The organism is Nocardioides luteus (genome assembly GCF_000960475.2).
Classification (GTDB): domain Bacteria; phylum Actinomycetota; class Actinomycetes; order Propionibacteriales; family Nocardioidaceae; genus Nocardioides; species Nocardioides luteus_A.
This window is the reverse complement of the sequence record NZ_JZDQ02000065.1, coordinates 1-12,887: the sequence shown is the minus strand read 5'-3', so window position 1 is coordinate 12,887 and position 12,887 is coordinate 1. Positions and strand designations below refer to the sequence as shown.

At 71.1% G+C, this 12,887-nt stretch carries 13 protein-coding genes; 7 read left to right on the top strand and 6 right to left on the bottom strand.

Annotation, left to right across the window (positions count from 1 at the left end; all coding sequences use genetic code 11):
- Positions 1 to 306: 306 nt before the first annotated feature.
- The 4 genes from UG56_RS27155 to UG56_RS27140 are packed head-to-tail and all read right to left on the bottom strand — an operon-like array spanning position 307 to position 4,831.
- On the bottom strand, positions 307 to 990 hold the full coding sequence (locus tag UG56_RS27155; RefSeq protein WP_045548130.1) for a MadR family response regulator transcription factor: 684 nt from the start codon (positions 988 to 990) through the stop codon (positions 307 to 309).
- A 19-nt stretch (positions 991 to 1,009) separates the two neighbouring features.
- Positions 1,010 to 2,377, bottom strand: a complete 1,368-nt coding sequence (locus tag UG56_RS27150) for a MadS family sensor histidine kinase (protein ID WP_045548131.1) — start codon at positions 2,375 to 2,377, stop codon at positions 1,010 to 1,012.
- Positions 2,374 to 3,618: an iron-containing alcohol dehydrogenase gene (locus UG56_RS27145; RefSeq protein WP_045548132.1), complete on the bottom strand. Its 1,245-nt coding sequence runs from the start codon at positions 3,616 to 3,618 to the stop codon at positions 2,374 to 2,376. Before UG56_RS27145 ends, UG56_RS27150 begins: the two co-directional genes overlap by 4 nt.
- 1 nt (position 3,619) lies before the next feature.
- On the bottom strand, positions 3,620 to 4,831 hold the full coding sequence (locus UG56_RS27140) for a helix-turn-helix domain-containing protein (protein WP_045548133.1): 1,212 nt from the start codon (positions 4,829 to 4,831) through the stop codon (positions 3,620 to 3,622).
- Between the two features lie 146 nt (positions 4,832 to 4,977).
- On the opposite strand from UG56_RS27140, the gene exaC reads away from it, so the two are divergent.
- Genes exaC through UG56_RS29005 form a run of 5 tightly spaced genes read left to right on the top strand, consistent with a single transcriptional unit; the run spans position 4,978 to position 9,320 of the window.
- The gene (exaC, locus tag UG56_RS27135) at positions 4,978 to 6,501 is read left to right on the top strand and encodes an acetaldehyde dehydrogenase ExaC (RefSeq protein WP_045548134.1); all 1,524 of its coding nucleotides are present in this window, start codon (positions 4,978 to 4,980) and stop codon (positions 6,499 to 6,501) included.
- Positions 6,501 to 6,893: a DUF779 domain-containing protein gene (locus UG56_RS27130; protein WP_045548135.1), complete on the top strand. Its 393-nt coding sequence runs from the start codon at positions 6,501 to 6,503 to the stop codon at positions 6,891 to 6,893. The genes exaC and UG56_RS27130 overlap by 1 nt, the downstream gene beginning before the upstream one ends.
- A gap of 40 nt (positions 6,894 to 6,933) precedes the next feature.
- Positions 6,934 to 8,895 carry an acetate--CoA ligase gene (acs, locus tag UG56_RS27125; protein ID WP_045548136.1) on the top strand — a complete coding sequence of 654 codons (1,962 nt, stop codon included), beginning with the start codon at positions 6,934 to 6,936 and terminating at the stop codon, positions 8,893 to 8,895.
- A gap of 1 nt (position 8,896) precedes the next feature.
- Entirely contained in the window at positions 8,897 to 9,175 is a 279-nt protein-coding gene (locus UG56_RS27120; RefSeq protein WP_045548137.1) for a hypothetical protein, read from the top strand.
- Positions 9,176 to 9,197: 22 nt separating this feature from the next.
- On the top strand, positions 9,198 to 9,320 hold the full coding sequence (locus tag UG56_RS29005; protein WP_256206930.1) for a hypothetical protein: 123 nt from the start codon (positions 9,198 to 9,200) through the stop codon (positions 9,318 to 9,320).
- 10 nt (positions 9,321 to 9,330) lie between these two features.
- On the opposite strand, the gene UG56_RS27115 is transcribed toward UG56_RS29005, so the two are convergent.
- On the bottom strand, positions 9,331 to 10,269 hold the full coding sequence (locus tag UG56_RS27115) for a helix-turn-helix transcriptional regulator (protein WP_045548138.1): 939 nt from the start codon (positions 10,267 to 10,269) through the stop codon (positions 9,331 to 9,333).
- Between the two features lie 143 nt (positions 10,270 to 10,412).
- Between UG56_RS27115 and UG56_RS27110 the strand changes: the two genes are divergently transcribed.
- Positions 10,413 to 11,633 carry a cytochrome P450 gene (locus tag UG56_RS27110; RefSeq protein ID WP_045548139.1) on the top strand — a complete coding sequence of 407 codons (1,221 nt, stop codon included), beginning with the start codon at positions 10,413 to 10,415 and terminating at the stop codon, positions 11,631 to 11,633.
- A gap of 3 nt (positions 11,634 to 11,636) precedes the next feature.
- Positions 11,637 to 12,650: an FAD-binding oxidoreductase gene (locus UG56_RS27105; RefSeq protein WP_177191563.1), complete on the top strand. Its 1,014-nt coding sequence runs from the start codon at positions 11,637 to 11,639 to the stop codon at positions 12,648 to 12,650.
- On the opposite strand, the gene UG56_RS27100 is transcribed toward UG56_RS27105, so the two are convergent.
- On the bottom strand, positions 12,622 to 12,887 hold a 266-nt coding region (locus tag UG56_RS27100; protein WP_071327368.1), incomplete at its 5' end, for a heavy-metal-associated domain-containing protein. The genes UG56_RS27105 and UG56_RS27100 overlap by 29 nt on opposite strands.

Here is a 12,887-nt window from a genome sequence, read left to right as displayed (position 1 = left end):
CGGGGGCACGCCTCTTTCGAGGTGGTCGGCCTTCACGTTTGCGCCTGCGCCGAGCCTACCACACCAAGCAAAATGAACCCAACCCAATCAGGGACAGGTATCCCACGCCAAACCCGAACCGCTGCTGGAACCCAGACAAGACACCCGAACGGCACCCAACCCAGACACCCTGGCTTCTAAATCTCCCAACCCAAACCCGGTATCGGCCCCACCCGTGCTGGAACCCAGACCCGAGACCAGACGGACACACATCCAGCCTCCCCACACGATCGCGGCCAGCGAGCGACGGCACAGCAACCCCGAAGATCAGAGGAGCCCCATCTTGGACGCCTCGTACACCGCCTCAGCCCGGCGGCTGACGCCCAGCTTCCTCAGGATGTTGCCCACATGGAACTTGGCGGTGGTGTCGGAGATGTAGAGCCGATGGCCGATGGCGCGGTTCGACAGCCCGTGCGCGAGCAGCTCCAGGACCTCGAGCTCACGGGTGGTGAGCTCGGAGTCGTCGCTGGTCACCGGCATGTTCACGCCACGGATCATCGCCGCCGCGGAGCGCGCGTCGAAGGCGCTGCCGCCGCTCGCGACGTCCCGGATCGCCCGGACCAGCCCGGTGGTGTCGACGTCCTTGACGACATAGCCGCGGGCGCCGGCGCGGATCGCCTGCATCACCAGCTGCTCGTCGAGGAACGTGGTCAGCACCAGGATCAGAGCCTCGGGGTGCCGCTGGGTCAGCGCCGCGCAGAGCTCGAGGCCCTCGGCGTCCGAGGACGAGGAGAGCTTCAGGTCGAGCAGCACGATGTCCGGGTGGGCGCTGTTGACTCGGGCGAGCGCCTCGGCCGCCGTCGCCGCCTCCGCGACCACCCGGAGGCCGGGCTCGCGCTCGAGGATCGACCGCAGCCCCTGGCGGACGATCGCGTGATCATCGACCAGCAGTACGTCGATGCCGGCCGTGGTCCGGTCCGGGACCGCCTGGGGTGGGCTGAGCGTGGTCATGGGTTCCTCCTCGAAGCGGCTACTGCGGGTCCTCGATGAGCCCGCAGATGGTTCCCCGGCCGCGGTCCACGACCGGCAGCGGCACCCGGAGCTCCACCCGGACCCCGCCGAGGTGCGAGCGCCGGAACGCGACCGTGCCGCCGAGCTCGCTGATCCGGGTCTCGATGTTGGCCAGGCCCCGGTGGCGGCCGTCGATCGAGGCGCCGCGCTCGAGCCGGAGCTTCCGGGCGAGCAGGCCGGGGTCGCCGCGGCCGTCGTCGGCGACACCGACGTAGAGCTCGTGCTTGCGGTAGCGGAGCCGGAGCACCGCCTGGGACGCCTCGGCGTGGATCGCCACGTTGAAGAGCGCCTCGCCGACCGCGCGGGCGATGTCGTGCTTGGCTTCCGCCGGCATCGGGCACACCTCGCCCTCGACCCGCACGGACACGTCCAGGTGCGGACGATGGTGCTCGGCGACCTCGTGCAGCAGCTCGGGCAGCGAGGAGACGGTGTCGCGATGCGGCTGGTGCAGGGCGTAGATCGCCCGGCGCAGCTGCTCGACGGCGTCCTGGGTGAGCTGCTTGGCGGTGCCGAGGAGCTCGGTGATCCGAGCCCCCGCGGGTCCTAGCGCCTCCGTCTCACCGCGCGCGACCTCGACCGACATCCCGGCCGAGAGCACGAACTGGGTCACGCTGTCGTGGAGCTCGCGGGCGATGCGGTGGCGCTCGTGGTCGACCAGCTCGCGCTGTCGCGCCACCAGCAGCCGCTCCTCGGCCGCCCGCAGCTCGCGGGTCCGCTGCTCGAGGTCCCGCTCCCGCGCGCCGACCTCGTCGTAGAGCCGCTGGGCACGCCGGTGCTGGGCGAGCCCGGCCTGGTACTGCTCGGAGGTGTGCAGCGCCACGGCGGCCTCGTTGGCCAGGATCCGCAGCACGGACAGGTCGCCGGGCTCAGGGTCATCGGCGAGCCCGTGGAGGCCGACCAGGCTGCCGATCATGACGCTCTCCAGCGTCATCGGCACCCGCACCCAGCGTGCCGGGCCGGGCGCCCCGGTGGCATGGCCGGCGCGGATCGCACCGAGCTCGCGGCGTACGACCCCGGGAAGCTCCTCCTCGTCACCGACCACCCGGCCGTCGTGATCCACGACGATGAACCTCGGCCGCGCGCCCGTCAGGTGGCCGTCGGCCAGCGCCAGGATCGTCCACTCCGCGGCGAGGTGCACCGCGGCCGCGCGGGCCACCTCCTCCAGGAGCGCCCGCGGACCCTCCACCGTGCGCACCAGCGCCCGCGAGATCGAGTCCATGGCGCGTACGGCCTGCTGCATCCGCTCGTCGGAGCGCAGGAACGCGCGGTAGTAGGACCGCTTTCCGGAACGTACGCCGGTCAGTGCTGCCAGATCGGGGGCACTCATAGGGCTTCTCGGAAGAGCGCATGGATCTCGGCGCGGCTCGCCGGGCGGGGGTTCGTCGTCAGGCAGGCGTCGTCGAGGGTGGTCACCGACAGCGTGTCGAGATCGGTGTCGGTCACCCCGAGATCCCGCAGGCCACGGGGTACGCCGACGTCGTCGGCCAGGCGGCGCACGTGGTCGGCCAGCATCTCGGCCGCGACGTCTCCGGGGACGCCGTCGACCGGCAGCCCGGCGGCACGGGCGAGGCCGACGAACCGCTCGGGGACCGAGCGTGCGTTGTAGCGGATCACGTGCGGGAGCAGGACACCGTTGACCACGCCGTGCGGGGCGTCGAGCAGCCCGCCGACCTGATGGCTCATCGCGTGGGTCGCGCCGAGGATCGCGTTGGTGAAGGCCAGGCCCGCCTGCAGGCTCGCCTGCGCCATCATCGTGCGGTGCTCCATCGCGCCCGGCTCGGTGATGGTCGAGCGCAGGTGGCGGCAGACGAGGGCGACCGAGGTCATCGCGTGCCCGTCGGCCAGCGGGTTGTGCGCCAGCGACACGTACGACTCGATGCCGTGGGTCAGCGCGTCCAGGCCGGTCGCGGCGTTGAGTGCCTCCGGCATCGTGGTCAGCAGCCGTGGGTCGGTGATGGAGACGTCCGGGACCAGCGCCCGGCCCATGATCGTGAGCTTCACCCGCCGGTCGGTGTCGGTGACGATGCAGAACTGCGAGACGTCCGCACCGGTCCCGGAGGTGCTCGGGATCATCAGCATCGGCGGGATCGGCCGGGCGATCTGGTCGATCCCGGCGTAGTCGAGGATGTCGCCACCGTTGCCGGAGAGGACCGCGACGCCCTTCGCGGCATCCATGCAGGAGCCGCCGCCGATCGCCACGATGACGTCGGCCTCGGCCTCGACGTAGCGCTCGTAGGCGCGGCGTACCTCGTGGTCCTTGGGGTTCGGGGTGACGTCGGTCCACAGCACCGGAGCGAGGCCCTCGGCCCGCAGCAGCCGGAGCAGCTCGTCGACCCAGCCGGCCTCGACGATGCCGGGGTCGGTGACGACGAACGGCCGCCGGGCCCCCAGCCGGGCGGCGGAGTAGCCCGCCTCGGCGAGCGAGTCGGGTCCGAAGACCACCTCGGGTGCCTGGAACTTCACCACCTGGTCGAGCGGGGCAGCGGTCGGGAGGACGGGCTCCGGCCGGGGAGAGACCTCCCAGGTGCGGGCCATCACGGCGGTCGTGGATGCGGTGCCGGTGGTCATCTCAGAGACCGACCTCGCGGTCCAGCCGGGCGATCTGACCGTCGGCGAGCGCCATCAGCGGGGAACCGGGCGGCAGCAGGTCCTGGAGGCGGAGCCACATCTCGTAGTCGTCGGCGCCCCACGCCGACCGGGTCCACGTCGAGACCAGGTCGGGCTGGCCGGACTGCAGCACCGCGGCACGCAGCTGCTGCGCCAGGGTCTCCCGCAGCCGGACGACACCGGGCGCCACCGAGCGCGGCAGGATCGGGCCGCGGTAGCAGCGGAGCGCGCCGGCGACGTCGCCCACCGCCAGCCGCGCCTCCACCCCGAGCCAGTCGCCGGTGACCTCGGTGGTGAGGCGGTAGGGCCGGGAGGCGAGGAACTCCTCGCCGAGCATGTTGCGCAGCCGGTTCAGCTCGGCGCGGAGCGTCGAGGAGCCGCCGTCGTCCTCGTAGAGCAGGACCGCGAGCTCGTCGCCGGAGAGCCCTCGCGGGGTGCTGGCGAGGAGCAGGAAGATCTCGCTGTGGCGGGGCGAGAGCCGCAGCTGCGCGCGGTGGCCACGGCCGTCGTCGATCGAGAGCAGCAGGTCCTGGCGGCCCAGCGTCTCCACGGCGATCCGCGCCCAGCCCGGACGCGTCTCCGGTGGCCGAGGCAGCAGCTGTTCGCGTGCGAGCTCCGACTCCGCGAGTCGGGCCGCGGCGCGCACCATCGCCATCGTCTGGGGCACCACGATGGAGTCGCCTCCGGTGATGTCGAGGACGCCGAGGAGGCGGGAGTCGCCCGGGTCGTGGATCGGGGTGGCGGCGCAGCTCCACGGCTGCACCGCGCGCCGGAAGTGCTCGGCGGCGATGACGCTGGTGGGCCGGTCGAGCCGGAGCGCGAGGCCGGGTGCGTTCGTGCCGGCGAGCCGCTCGTCCCAGTTGCTCCCCTCGACGAAGCCGATCCGCTCGGCCCGCCGGAGCGCGGCCGGAGCGCCGCACACCCAGAGCAGCTGGCCGGCCTCGTCGGAGACGGCCATGATCGCGTCGCAGTCGCGCGCCGCCTGGCCCAGCACGTCGTCGAGCAGCGGGAACACGCGCGCCAGCGGATGGGCGGCACGTACGTCCCGCAGCTGGTCCTCGGGGAGGGTGATCGGCGCGCACGTGTCGTCCGCGGTCACCCCCGCGGCGGCGGACCGATGCCACGAGTCCGCCACGGCTGCGCGCATCGAGGCGCTCTGCTTCGTATCGCTCATCCGGACCTCCTCTGGTGACGAGGGTCACATTTGAAGGTTGCATTCACGTTGCATCGCTCGCGCAACGTGGCTGCAACCTCAGCGTTCCTAGCGTCTGTGACCACGATCACGCCCCAATGCCTGACTTTGCCTGAGGAGAATTCCCGATGACCGTATACGCAGCTCCCGGCCAGCCCGACTCGCTGGTCACCGTCCAAGGTCGCTACGGCCACTACATCGGCGGCCAGTGGGTCGACCCGGTCAAGGGCGCCTACTTCGAGAACATCTCGCCGGTGAACGGCAAGCCGTTCACCGAGATCGCCCGGGGCACGGCCGAGGACATCGAGGCCGCCCTGGACGCCGCTCACGCTGCCGCTCCGTCGTGGGGGAAGACCTCGACGACGGAGCGGGCCAACATCCTGCTCAAGATCGCCGACGTGATGGAGGAGAACCTCACCGCCATCGCCGTCGCCGAGACCTGGGAGAACGGCAAGCCGGTCCGCGAGACCCTGGCCGCCGACATCCCGCTCGCGATCGACCACTTCCGCTACTTCGCCGGTGTGCTCCGTGCCCAGGAGGGCACCATCGGCGAGATCGACGAGAACACCGTGGCGTACCACTTCCACGAGCCGCTGGGCGTCGTCGGCCAGATCATCCCGTGGAACTTCCCGATCCTGATGGCGGTCTGGAAGCTCGCTCCCGCGCTCGCCGCCGGCAACGCGGTCGTGCTCAAGCCCGCCGAGCAGACCCCGTGGTCGATCCTCAAGCTCATCGAGCTCGTCGGCGACCTGCTGCCCGCCGGCGTCCTCAACGTCGTCAACGGCTTCGGTGTCGAGGCCGGCAAGCCGCTCGCCTCCTCGCCGCGCGTCGCCAAGGTCGCCTTCACCGGTGAGACCACGACCGGCCGCCTGATCATGCAGTACGCCAGCCAGAACATCATCCCGGTGACCCTGGAGCTCGGCGGCAAGAGCCCGAACATCTTCTTCGACTCCGTCGCCGCGGAGAAGGACGCCTTCTACGACAAGGCGCTCGAGGGCTTCACGATGTTCGCCCTCAACCAGGGCGAGGTCTGCACCTGCCCGTCGCGTGCCCTCGTCCAGCGCTCGATCTACTCCGACTTCGTCGGCGACGCGATCGCCCGGGTCGAGAAGATCAAGCAGGGCAACCCGCTCGACGACACCACGATGATCGGCGCCCAGGCCAGCAACGACCAGCTCGAGAAGATCCTGTCCTACATCGAGATCGGCAAGGACGAGGGCGCCAAGGTCCTCACCGGTGGCGAGCGGTCGATCCTCGAAGGCGATCTCGCCGAGGGCTACTACGTGCAGCCGACCGTCTTCGAGGGCGACAACTCGATGCGGATCTTCCAGGAGGAGATCTTCGGTCCGGTCGTCTCGCTGACCGGCTTCGACGACGAGGCAGACGCCCTCAAGGTCGCCAACGACACCCTGTACGGCCTCGGTGCCGGCGTTTGGTCGCGCGACGGGTCGCAGGCCTTCCGCGCCGGCAAGGAGATCAAGGCCGGCCGGGTCTGGACGAACTGCTACCACGCCTACCCGGCCCACGCGGCCTTCGGTGGTTACAAGCAGTCCGGCATCGGTCGTGAGACCCACAAGATGATGCTGGACCACTACCAGCAGACCAAGAACCTGCTCGTCAGCTACAGCCCCGACGCCCTCGGGTTCTTCTGATGAGCGCGACCCACGCCTCCTCCCTTCCGGCGCGGGTCGCCGTGACCGACGAGGCGGCGGAGCTGCTCCGCCGTCTCGTCGGTATCCACGGGCCGGTCATGTTCCACCAGTCCGGTGGATGCTGCGACGGCTCCGCCCCGATGTGCTACCCCAACGGCGACTTCATGCTCGGCGACGCCGACGTCCACCTCGGCGACCTGGACATCGGGCTCGACGCCCAGGTGCCCGTCTGGATGTCGCGCTCGCAGTTCGAGTACTGGTCCCACACCCACATCACCATCGACGTCGTCCCCGGACGCGGCGCCGGTTTCTCCCTGGAGGCGCCCGAGGGCGTGCGGTTCCTGATCCGGTCGCGACTGTTCACCGACGACGAGGCCGCCCTGCTCGGGTAACGCCTTCCCCCTGTCCCTCCCCGAAGGAAAGCACGACGCCATGACCGACCTGACGATCCCCAGCACCCCGACCCGCTTCGAGCCGCCGGCCGACCTGGCCGCCTCCGCCAACGTCACCGCCGAGGCGTACGCCCGGGCCGAGTCCGACGCCGACGGCTTCTGGGCCGAGCAGGCCGAGCGGCTGACCTGGGCGGAGCCGTTCACCCAGGTGCTGGACTGGTCCGACGCTCCCCGCGCGCGGTGGTTCGTCGACGGGAAGCTCAACGCGGCGTACAACTGCGTCGACCGTCATGTCGAGGCCGGTCGCGGCGACAAGGTGGCCTTCCACTTCGTCGGCGAGCCCGGGGACACCCGGGACATCACCTACGCCGAGCTCAAGGACGACGTGTCCCGGGCCGCCAACGCGCTGACCTCCCTCGGTGTGGGCAGCGGGGACCTGGTCGCGATCTACCTGCCGATGATCCCCGAGGCCATCGTCGCGATGCTCGCCTGTGCCCGCATCGGGGCCACCCACACCGTGGTCTTCGGTGGCTTCTCGGCCGAGGCCCTCGCCTCGCGCATCGAGGACTGCCGGGCGAAGCTGGTCATCACCTCCGACGGCGGCTACCGGCGCGGGGCGCCGTCGCCGCTGAAGCCGGCCGTCGACGCCGCGCTCTCGCGGCTGGGTGGGCAGAGCCCGGTCGACCACGTCCTCGTGGTGCGCCGCACCGGGGAGTACGTGCCCTTCGACGACGCCACCGACCTGTGGTGGCACGACGTCGTCGGCAGCGCGTCGCCCGAGCACACTCCGGAGGCGTTCGACGCCGAGCACCCGCTGTACGTCATGTACTCCTCGGGCACGACCGGCAAGCCCAAGGGCATCCTGCACACCACCGGCGGCTACCTGACCGGCGCGGCCTACACCCACCACGCCGTCTTCGACCTCAAGCCGGACACCGACGTCTACTGGTGCACCGCCGACATCGGCTGGGTCACCGGGCACAGCTACATCGTCTACGGCCCGCTCGCCAACGGCGTGACCCAGGTGCTCTACGAGGGCACCCCGGACAGCCCGCACCGGGGTCGCTGGTGGGAGATCATCGAGCGCTACGGCGTCACCCTCTTCTACACCGCGCCGACGGCGATCCGGACGTTCATGAAATGGGGACGCGAGATCCCCGACACCTACGACCTCAGCTCGCTGCGCCTCCTCGGGTCGGTCGGCGAGCCGATCAACCCCGAGGCGTACCTCTGGTACCGGAGCGTCATCGGCGGCGACCGCTGTCCCGTCGTCGACACCTGGTGGCAGACCGAGACCGGCCAGATGATGATCAGCCCGCTCCCCGGGGTCACCGCCGGCAAGCCCGGCTCGGCGATGCGGCCGCTGCCCGGTATCGGCGCCGACGTGGTCGACGAGGAGGGTCGCTCGGTGCCGAACGGCTCGCGGGGCTACCTGGTGCTCACCAAGCCGTGGCCCGCCATGCTGCGCACGCTGTGGCAGGACGACGAGCGCTTCGTCGAGACGTACTGGACCCGCTTTGCGGACCTCGGTTACTACTTCGCCGGTGACGGAGCCAAGAAGGACGAGGACGGCGACATCTGGATCCTGGGCCGCGTCGACGACGTGATGAACGTGTCCGGCCACCGGCTCTCCACGAGTGAGATCGAGTCCGCCCTGGTCTCACACCCGCGGGTCGCCGAGGCTGCCGTCGTCGGCGCGGCCGACGAGACCACCGGCCAGGCCGTCGTCGCCTACGTGATCCTGCGCTCCGGGGACGGCAACAACGGCGAGGCGCTCACCCAGGAGCTGCGCAGCCACGTGGCCAAGGAGATCGGGGCCATCGCCAAGCCGCGGCAGATCACGATCGTCCCGGAGCTGCCGAAGACGCGGTCCGGGAAGATCATGCGCCGCCTCCTGCGCGACGTCGCCGAGGGCCGGGACGTCGGCGACACCACCACGCTCAGCGACCCGAGCGTCATGGCGCTGATCGCGAACCGCGACACCGAATCGGCGGGGGCATGAGATGACCGTGCCCGCCACCGGCGTCGATCCCCGGACGATCGGGCAGAGCTGGGTCATCGTCGCCCGGCACCGCCAGCCTGCGGGGACCGCGGCGCCCGGCCCGTGGGGCGAGGCGCACCTCAAGCGGATCGGCACGTCCATGACCATCTGCGGTGCGCCGGCCCACGGGTGGCACGCGTTCTGGCAGCTGCGGTCCGAGGACATCCGGCGGTGGTGCGCCGAGTGCTCCGCAGCGGCACGCCCGACCCGTACGGTGTCGGGAATCCTGAGCACCAAGTGACCCCACGAGGAGGTAGCGATCGATGACGACCGTGACCCACACCTGCAACTGCCCCCAGGCGTTCCACGAGCTCGGGCTGCACACGCGCGAGGGCGTGCTGCCGGGCCCACGCTGGCTGCAGATGCTGGCAGCACTCTTGCGGTGAGCGGCCGGGGTCAGTCCCTGACCTGGGACGGCGCGGTGCCGTAACGCCGGCGGTGGGCCGCCGCGAACCTGCTCGCGGAGGAGAAGCCCCACCGTGCGGCGACGTCACCGATGGCGAGCGCCGGGTCGCCGGTCAGGTCGGCATGGGCTCGCTGCAGCCTGACGTCGAGCAGATACTGCGACGGGGACTGACCCACCCAGCGCTGGAAGCCCTCCTGCAGGCGCCGCACGCTGGTGCCGGCCAGTGCCGCCATGTCGGCGGCGGTCCAGGCCCGGGCCGGGTCGTCGTGCAGAGCCTCGACGACCGCGCGGATCATCCGAGGCTGGGCCGCGGGCCGGACTCCGCCGTCGGGACAGCAGGCCTCGAGAAGGCCGACCGCCACCGCGCCGGCGAGCTGGCTGCGTACGAGCTCGCTGTCGGCGAAGAGGTCCGGGTCGTGCAGGTGGGCGGCCAGGCTGGTGACCAGATGGTGCCAGGCCCGCGCGCGACCGTGCTCCATCGACATCTGCTCCGGCAGGAGCGTGCGTACGTTGACCCGGTCGGTGCCGAGGACGCGTTCGGCCTCCACCTCCAGCCAGGAGCTGTCGAACTTCACGCCGAGCACCGTGCAGGTCGCGTCCCAGTGGCTGATGAGCGAGGGGGTGTCGGGGCGGAAGACCGTGCCCTGACCGGTCACCGAGGTGATCTCACCGAACCGTCCCCGGCTCTCGAGATGGCCCGTGATCGGCATGTTCACCTCGAACGACCCGGGATAGTCGCAGTCGATCGCGACGTCGGCACCCCAGCCGACGTGGCCGATCAGCACCGGCCCGAGATCGAGCGTACGCAGCGTCAGCCGAGGCTCGCGGGTCCCGCCGAGCAGCCTCAGCTCGTGCGGGAAGTACGCCTGGGCGACCACGTTCGAGGCCTGTCCCCAGTCCCGTGGGGAGACGTGCCGGCGACCGGACATGCCGCGGAGTCTACCTGAGACGTCGGTCACAAATTGGCCGCGCATCCGGTGCCGAGAGCGCGCAATCCGTGTCGCCGGTCTGCTGTGACGCACCTAACTTCGGGATCTCAGTGCCGACCCGTTCAGCCTTCGAGGAGCACCCGATGACCACCACCCAGCAGGACCTGTCCTGGCTCGACGACGTGACGATGAGCGACCTCGAGCGGAATCCCTATCCGACCTACGAGCGCCTCCGTCGCGAGGCCCCGCTCGCCTTCGTCCCGGTCCTCGGCTCGTACGTCGCCTCGACCGCCGAGGTGTGCCGAGAGGTCGCGACCAGCCCCGACTTCGAGGCCGTGATCACCCCGGCCGGCGGGCGTACGTTCGGCCACCCCGCGATCATCGGCGTCAACGGCGACATCCACGCCGACCTGCGCGGCATGGTCGAGCCCCAGCTGCAGCCGGCCGAGGTCGACAGCTGGGTCGACGACCTGGTGCGCCCGATCGCCCGCAGGTACGTCGAGCAGTTCGAGGACCGCGGCCGCGCCGAGCTCGTCGCCGAGTTCTGCGAGCCGGTCTCGGTGCGCTCGCTCGGCGACCTGCTCGGTCTGCAGTCGGTCTCCTCCGACAAGCTCCGCGAGTGGTTCCACAAGCTGAGCGTGTCGTTCACCAACGCCGCGGTCGATGAGAACGGGGAGTTCACCAACCCCGAGGGGTTCACCCCGGGTGATGAGGCCAGGGCGGAGATCCAGGAGGTCGTCGACCCGCTGATCGACCGCTGGACCGAGCACCCCGAGAACACGGCGATCTCCCACTGGCTCCACGACGGCATGCCGCCGGGGAAGACCCGCGCCCGCGAGTACATCTACCCCACCATCTACGTCTACCTGCTCGGCGCGATGCAGGAGCCCGGCCACGGGATGGCCTCCACGCTGGTGGGGCTCTTCAGCCGTCCCGAGCAGCTGGAGGAGGTCGTCGACGACCCGTCGCTGCTGCCGCGGGCCATCTCCGAGGGCATGCGCTGGACCTCGCCGATCTGGTCGGCGACCGCGCGGATCAGCACCAAGCCGGTCACCATCGCCGGCGTGGACCTGCCCGCCGGCACCCCGGTGATCCTTTCCTACGGCTCGGCCAACCACGACACCGGCAAGTACGACGCCCCCACCGAGTACGACCTGCACCGGCCGCCGCTGCCGCACCTCGCCTTCGGCGCCGGCAACCACGCCTGCGCGGGCATCTACTACGCCAACCAGGTCATGCGGATCGGCCTCGAGGAGCTCTTCGAGGCGATCCCCAACCTGGAGCGCGACACCGGCGAGGGCGTCGAGTTCTGGGGCTGGGGATTCCGCGGCCCGACCAGCCTGCACTGCACCTGGGAGGTCTGAGCCGTGTCCGCGATCAGCGTCGACGGCCGCCGTGTCGAGTGTGCCGAGGACCAGTCGATGCTGGAGGCGTTCCTCCGGGCCGGCATCTGGATGCCGAACTCCTGCAATCAGGGCACCTGCGGGACCTGCAAGCTGCAGGTCGTCTGCGGCGAGGTGGACCACGGCGACTCCCCGCTGGAGACGCTGACCGCGGAGGAGCGTGCCGCCGGTCTGGCGCTGGCCTGCCAGGCCCGGCCGCTCGCCGAGACCGAGGTCGCGCTGCGGGGCTCGGAGCCGGGACGTACGACGCACGTGCTGCGCGACCTCACCGCCACCGTCGTGGGGGTCGAGGAGATCGCCCGGGACACCCGGCGGATCCTGCTCGGCCTCGAGGAGCCGCTCGCGTTCTCGGCGGGGCAGTACGTCGAGCTGCTCGTCCCCGGAACCACCGAGCGCCGGCCCTACTCGCTGGCCAACACCGCCGAGGAGGACAAGGTCCTCGAGCTGCACGTACGCCGCGTCCCCGGCGGCGTGGCCAGCGAATGGCTCTTCGGGCCGGTCGCCGTCGGCGACCGGGTCGAGGTGCGTGGCCCGCTCGGCGACTTCCACGCCCCCGACGCGGACGAGGACCAGGGCGAGCCGATGGTGCTCATCGGTGGTGGCACCGGGCTGGCGCCGCTGCTCGGCATCGCCCGCACGGCCCTCGCCCGCCACCCCGAGCGGACGGTGGTGCTCTACCACGGCGTACGTGTCGAGGCGGACCTCTACGACACCGACCGCCTCGAGGAGCTGGCGGCCGGCCACCCGGGGTTCAGCTTCGTCACCGTGCTCTCCCGGGAGGCCGTGCGGGGGCACCGGCACGGCTACGCCCCCGACGCCTTCGTCGAGGACATCGCCGGCGCCCGCGGCTGGTCCGGCTGGCTCTGCGGACCGCCGCCGATGGTCGAGGCCGGCGTCAAGGCGTTCAAGCGCCGCCGGATGGCGCCGCGCCTGATCCACCGCGAGAAGTTCACGGCCGCGGACGCACCTGCGCCGTGAAGCTGCTGCCGGCCAGCGCGTCGAGCAGGTCGGCAGCGGAGACGTCCCCGGTGACGGTGATGCTGCCGGTCTCGCGGTCGGCGGTGAGGGTGGCGACGCCGGGGAGGTCGCGGAGCCGGGCCGTGGCTTCACGGACGCATCGAGGGCAGCGCATGCCCTCGACGTACAGCTGGATGGTCTGCATGGCGGTCTCCTTGGTGGTCTCGCAGTGCTGTCGTGGCCCCGGACGGATCCGGG

Bases quoted from the DNA above. Each gene is read 5' to 3' on its own strand.
- UG56_RS27110 (WP_045548139.1), top strand. From the start codon at position 10,413: ATGACCACCACCCAGCAGGACCTGTCCTGGCTCGACGACGTGACGATG.
- UG56_RS27145 (WP_045548132.1), bottom strand. From the start codon at position 3,618: ATGACCACCGGCACCGCATCCACGACCGCCGTGATGGCCCGCACCTGG.
- UG56_RS29005 (WP_256206930.1), top strand. From the start codon at position 9,198: ATGACGACCGTGACCCACACCTGCAACTGCCCCCAGGCGTTCCACGAG.
- UG56_RS27130 (WP_045548135.1), top strand. From the start codon at position 6,501: ATGAGCGCGACCCACGCCTCCTCCCTTCCGGCGCGGGTCGCCGTGACC.
- UG56_RS27120 (WP_045548137.1), top strand. From the start codon at position 8,897: ATGACCGTGCCCGCCACCGGCGTCGATCCCCGGACGATCGGGCAGAGC.
- exaC (WP_045548134.1), top strand. From the start codon at position 4,978: ATGACCGTATACGCAGCTCCCGGCCAGCCCGACTCGCTGGTCACCGTC.
- UG56_RS27115 (WP_045548138.1), bottom strand. From the start codon at position 10,269: ATGTCCGGTCGCCGGCACGTCTCCCCACGGGACTGGGGACAGGCCTCG.
- UG56_RS27155 (WP_045548130.1), bottom strand. From the start codon at position 990: ATGACCACGCTCAGCCCACCCCAGGCGGTCCCGGACCGGACCACGGCC.
- acs (WP_045548136.1), top strand. From the start codon at position 6,934: ATGACCGACCTGACGATCCCCAGCACCCCGACCCGCTTCGAGCCGCCG.
- UG56_RS27140 (WP_045548133.1), bottom strand. From the start codon at position 4,831: ATGAGCGATACGAAGCAGAGCGCCTCGATGCGCGCAGCCGTGGCGGAC.
- UG56_RS27150 (WP_045548131.1), bottom strand. From the start codon at position 2,377: ATGAGTGCCCCCGATCTGGCAGCACTGACCGGCGTACGTTCCGGAAAG.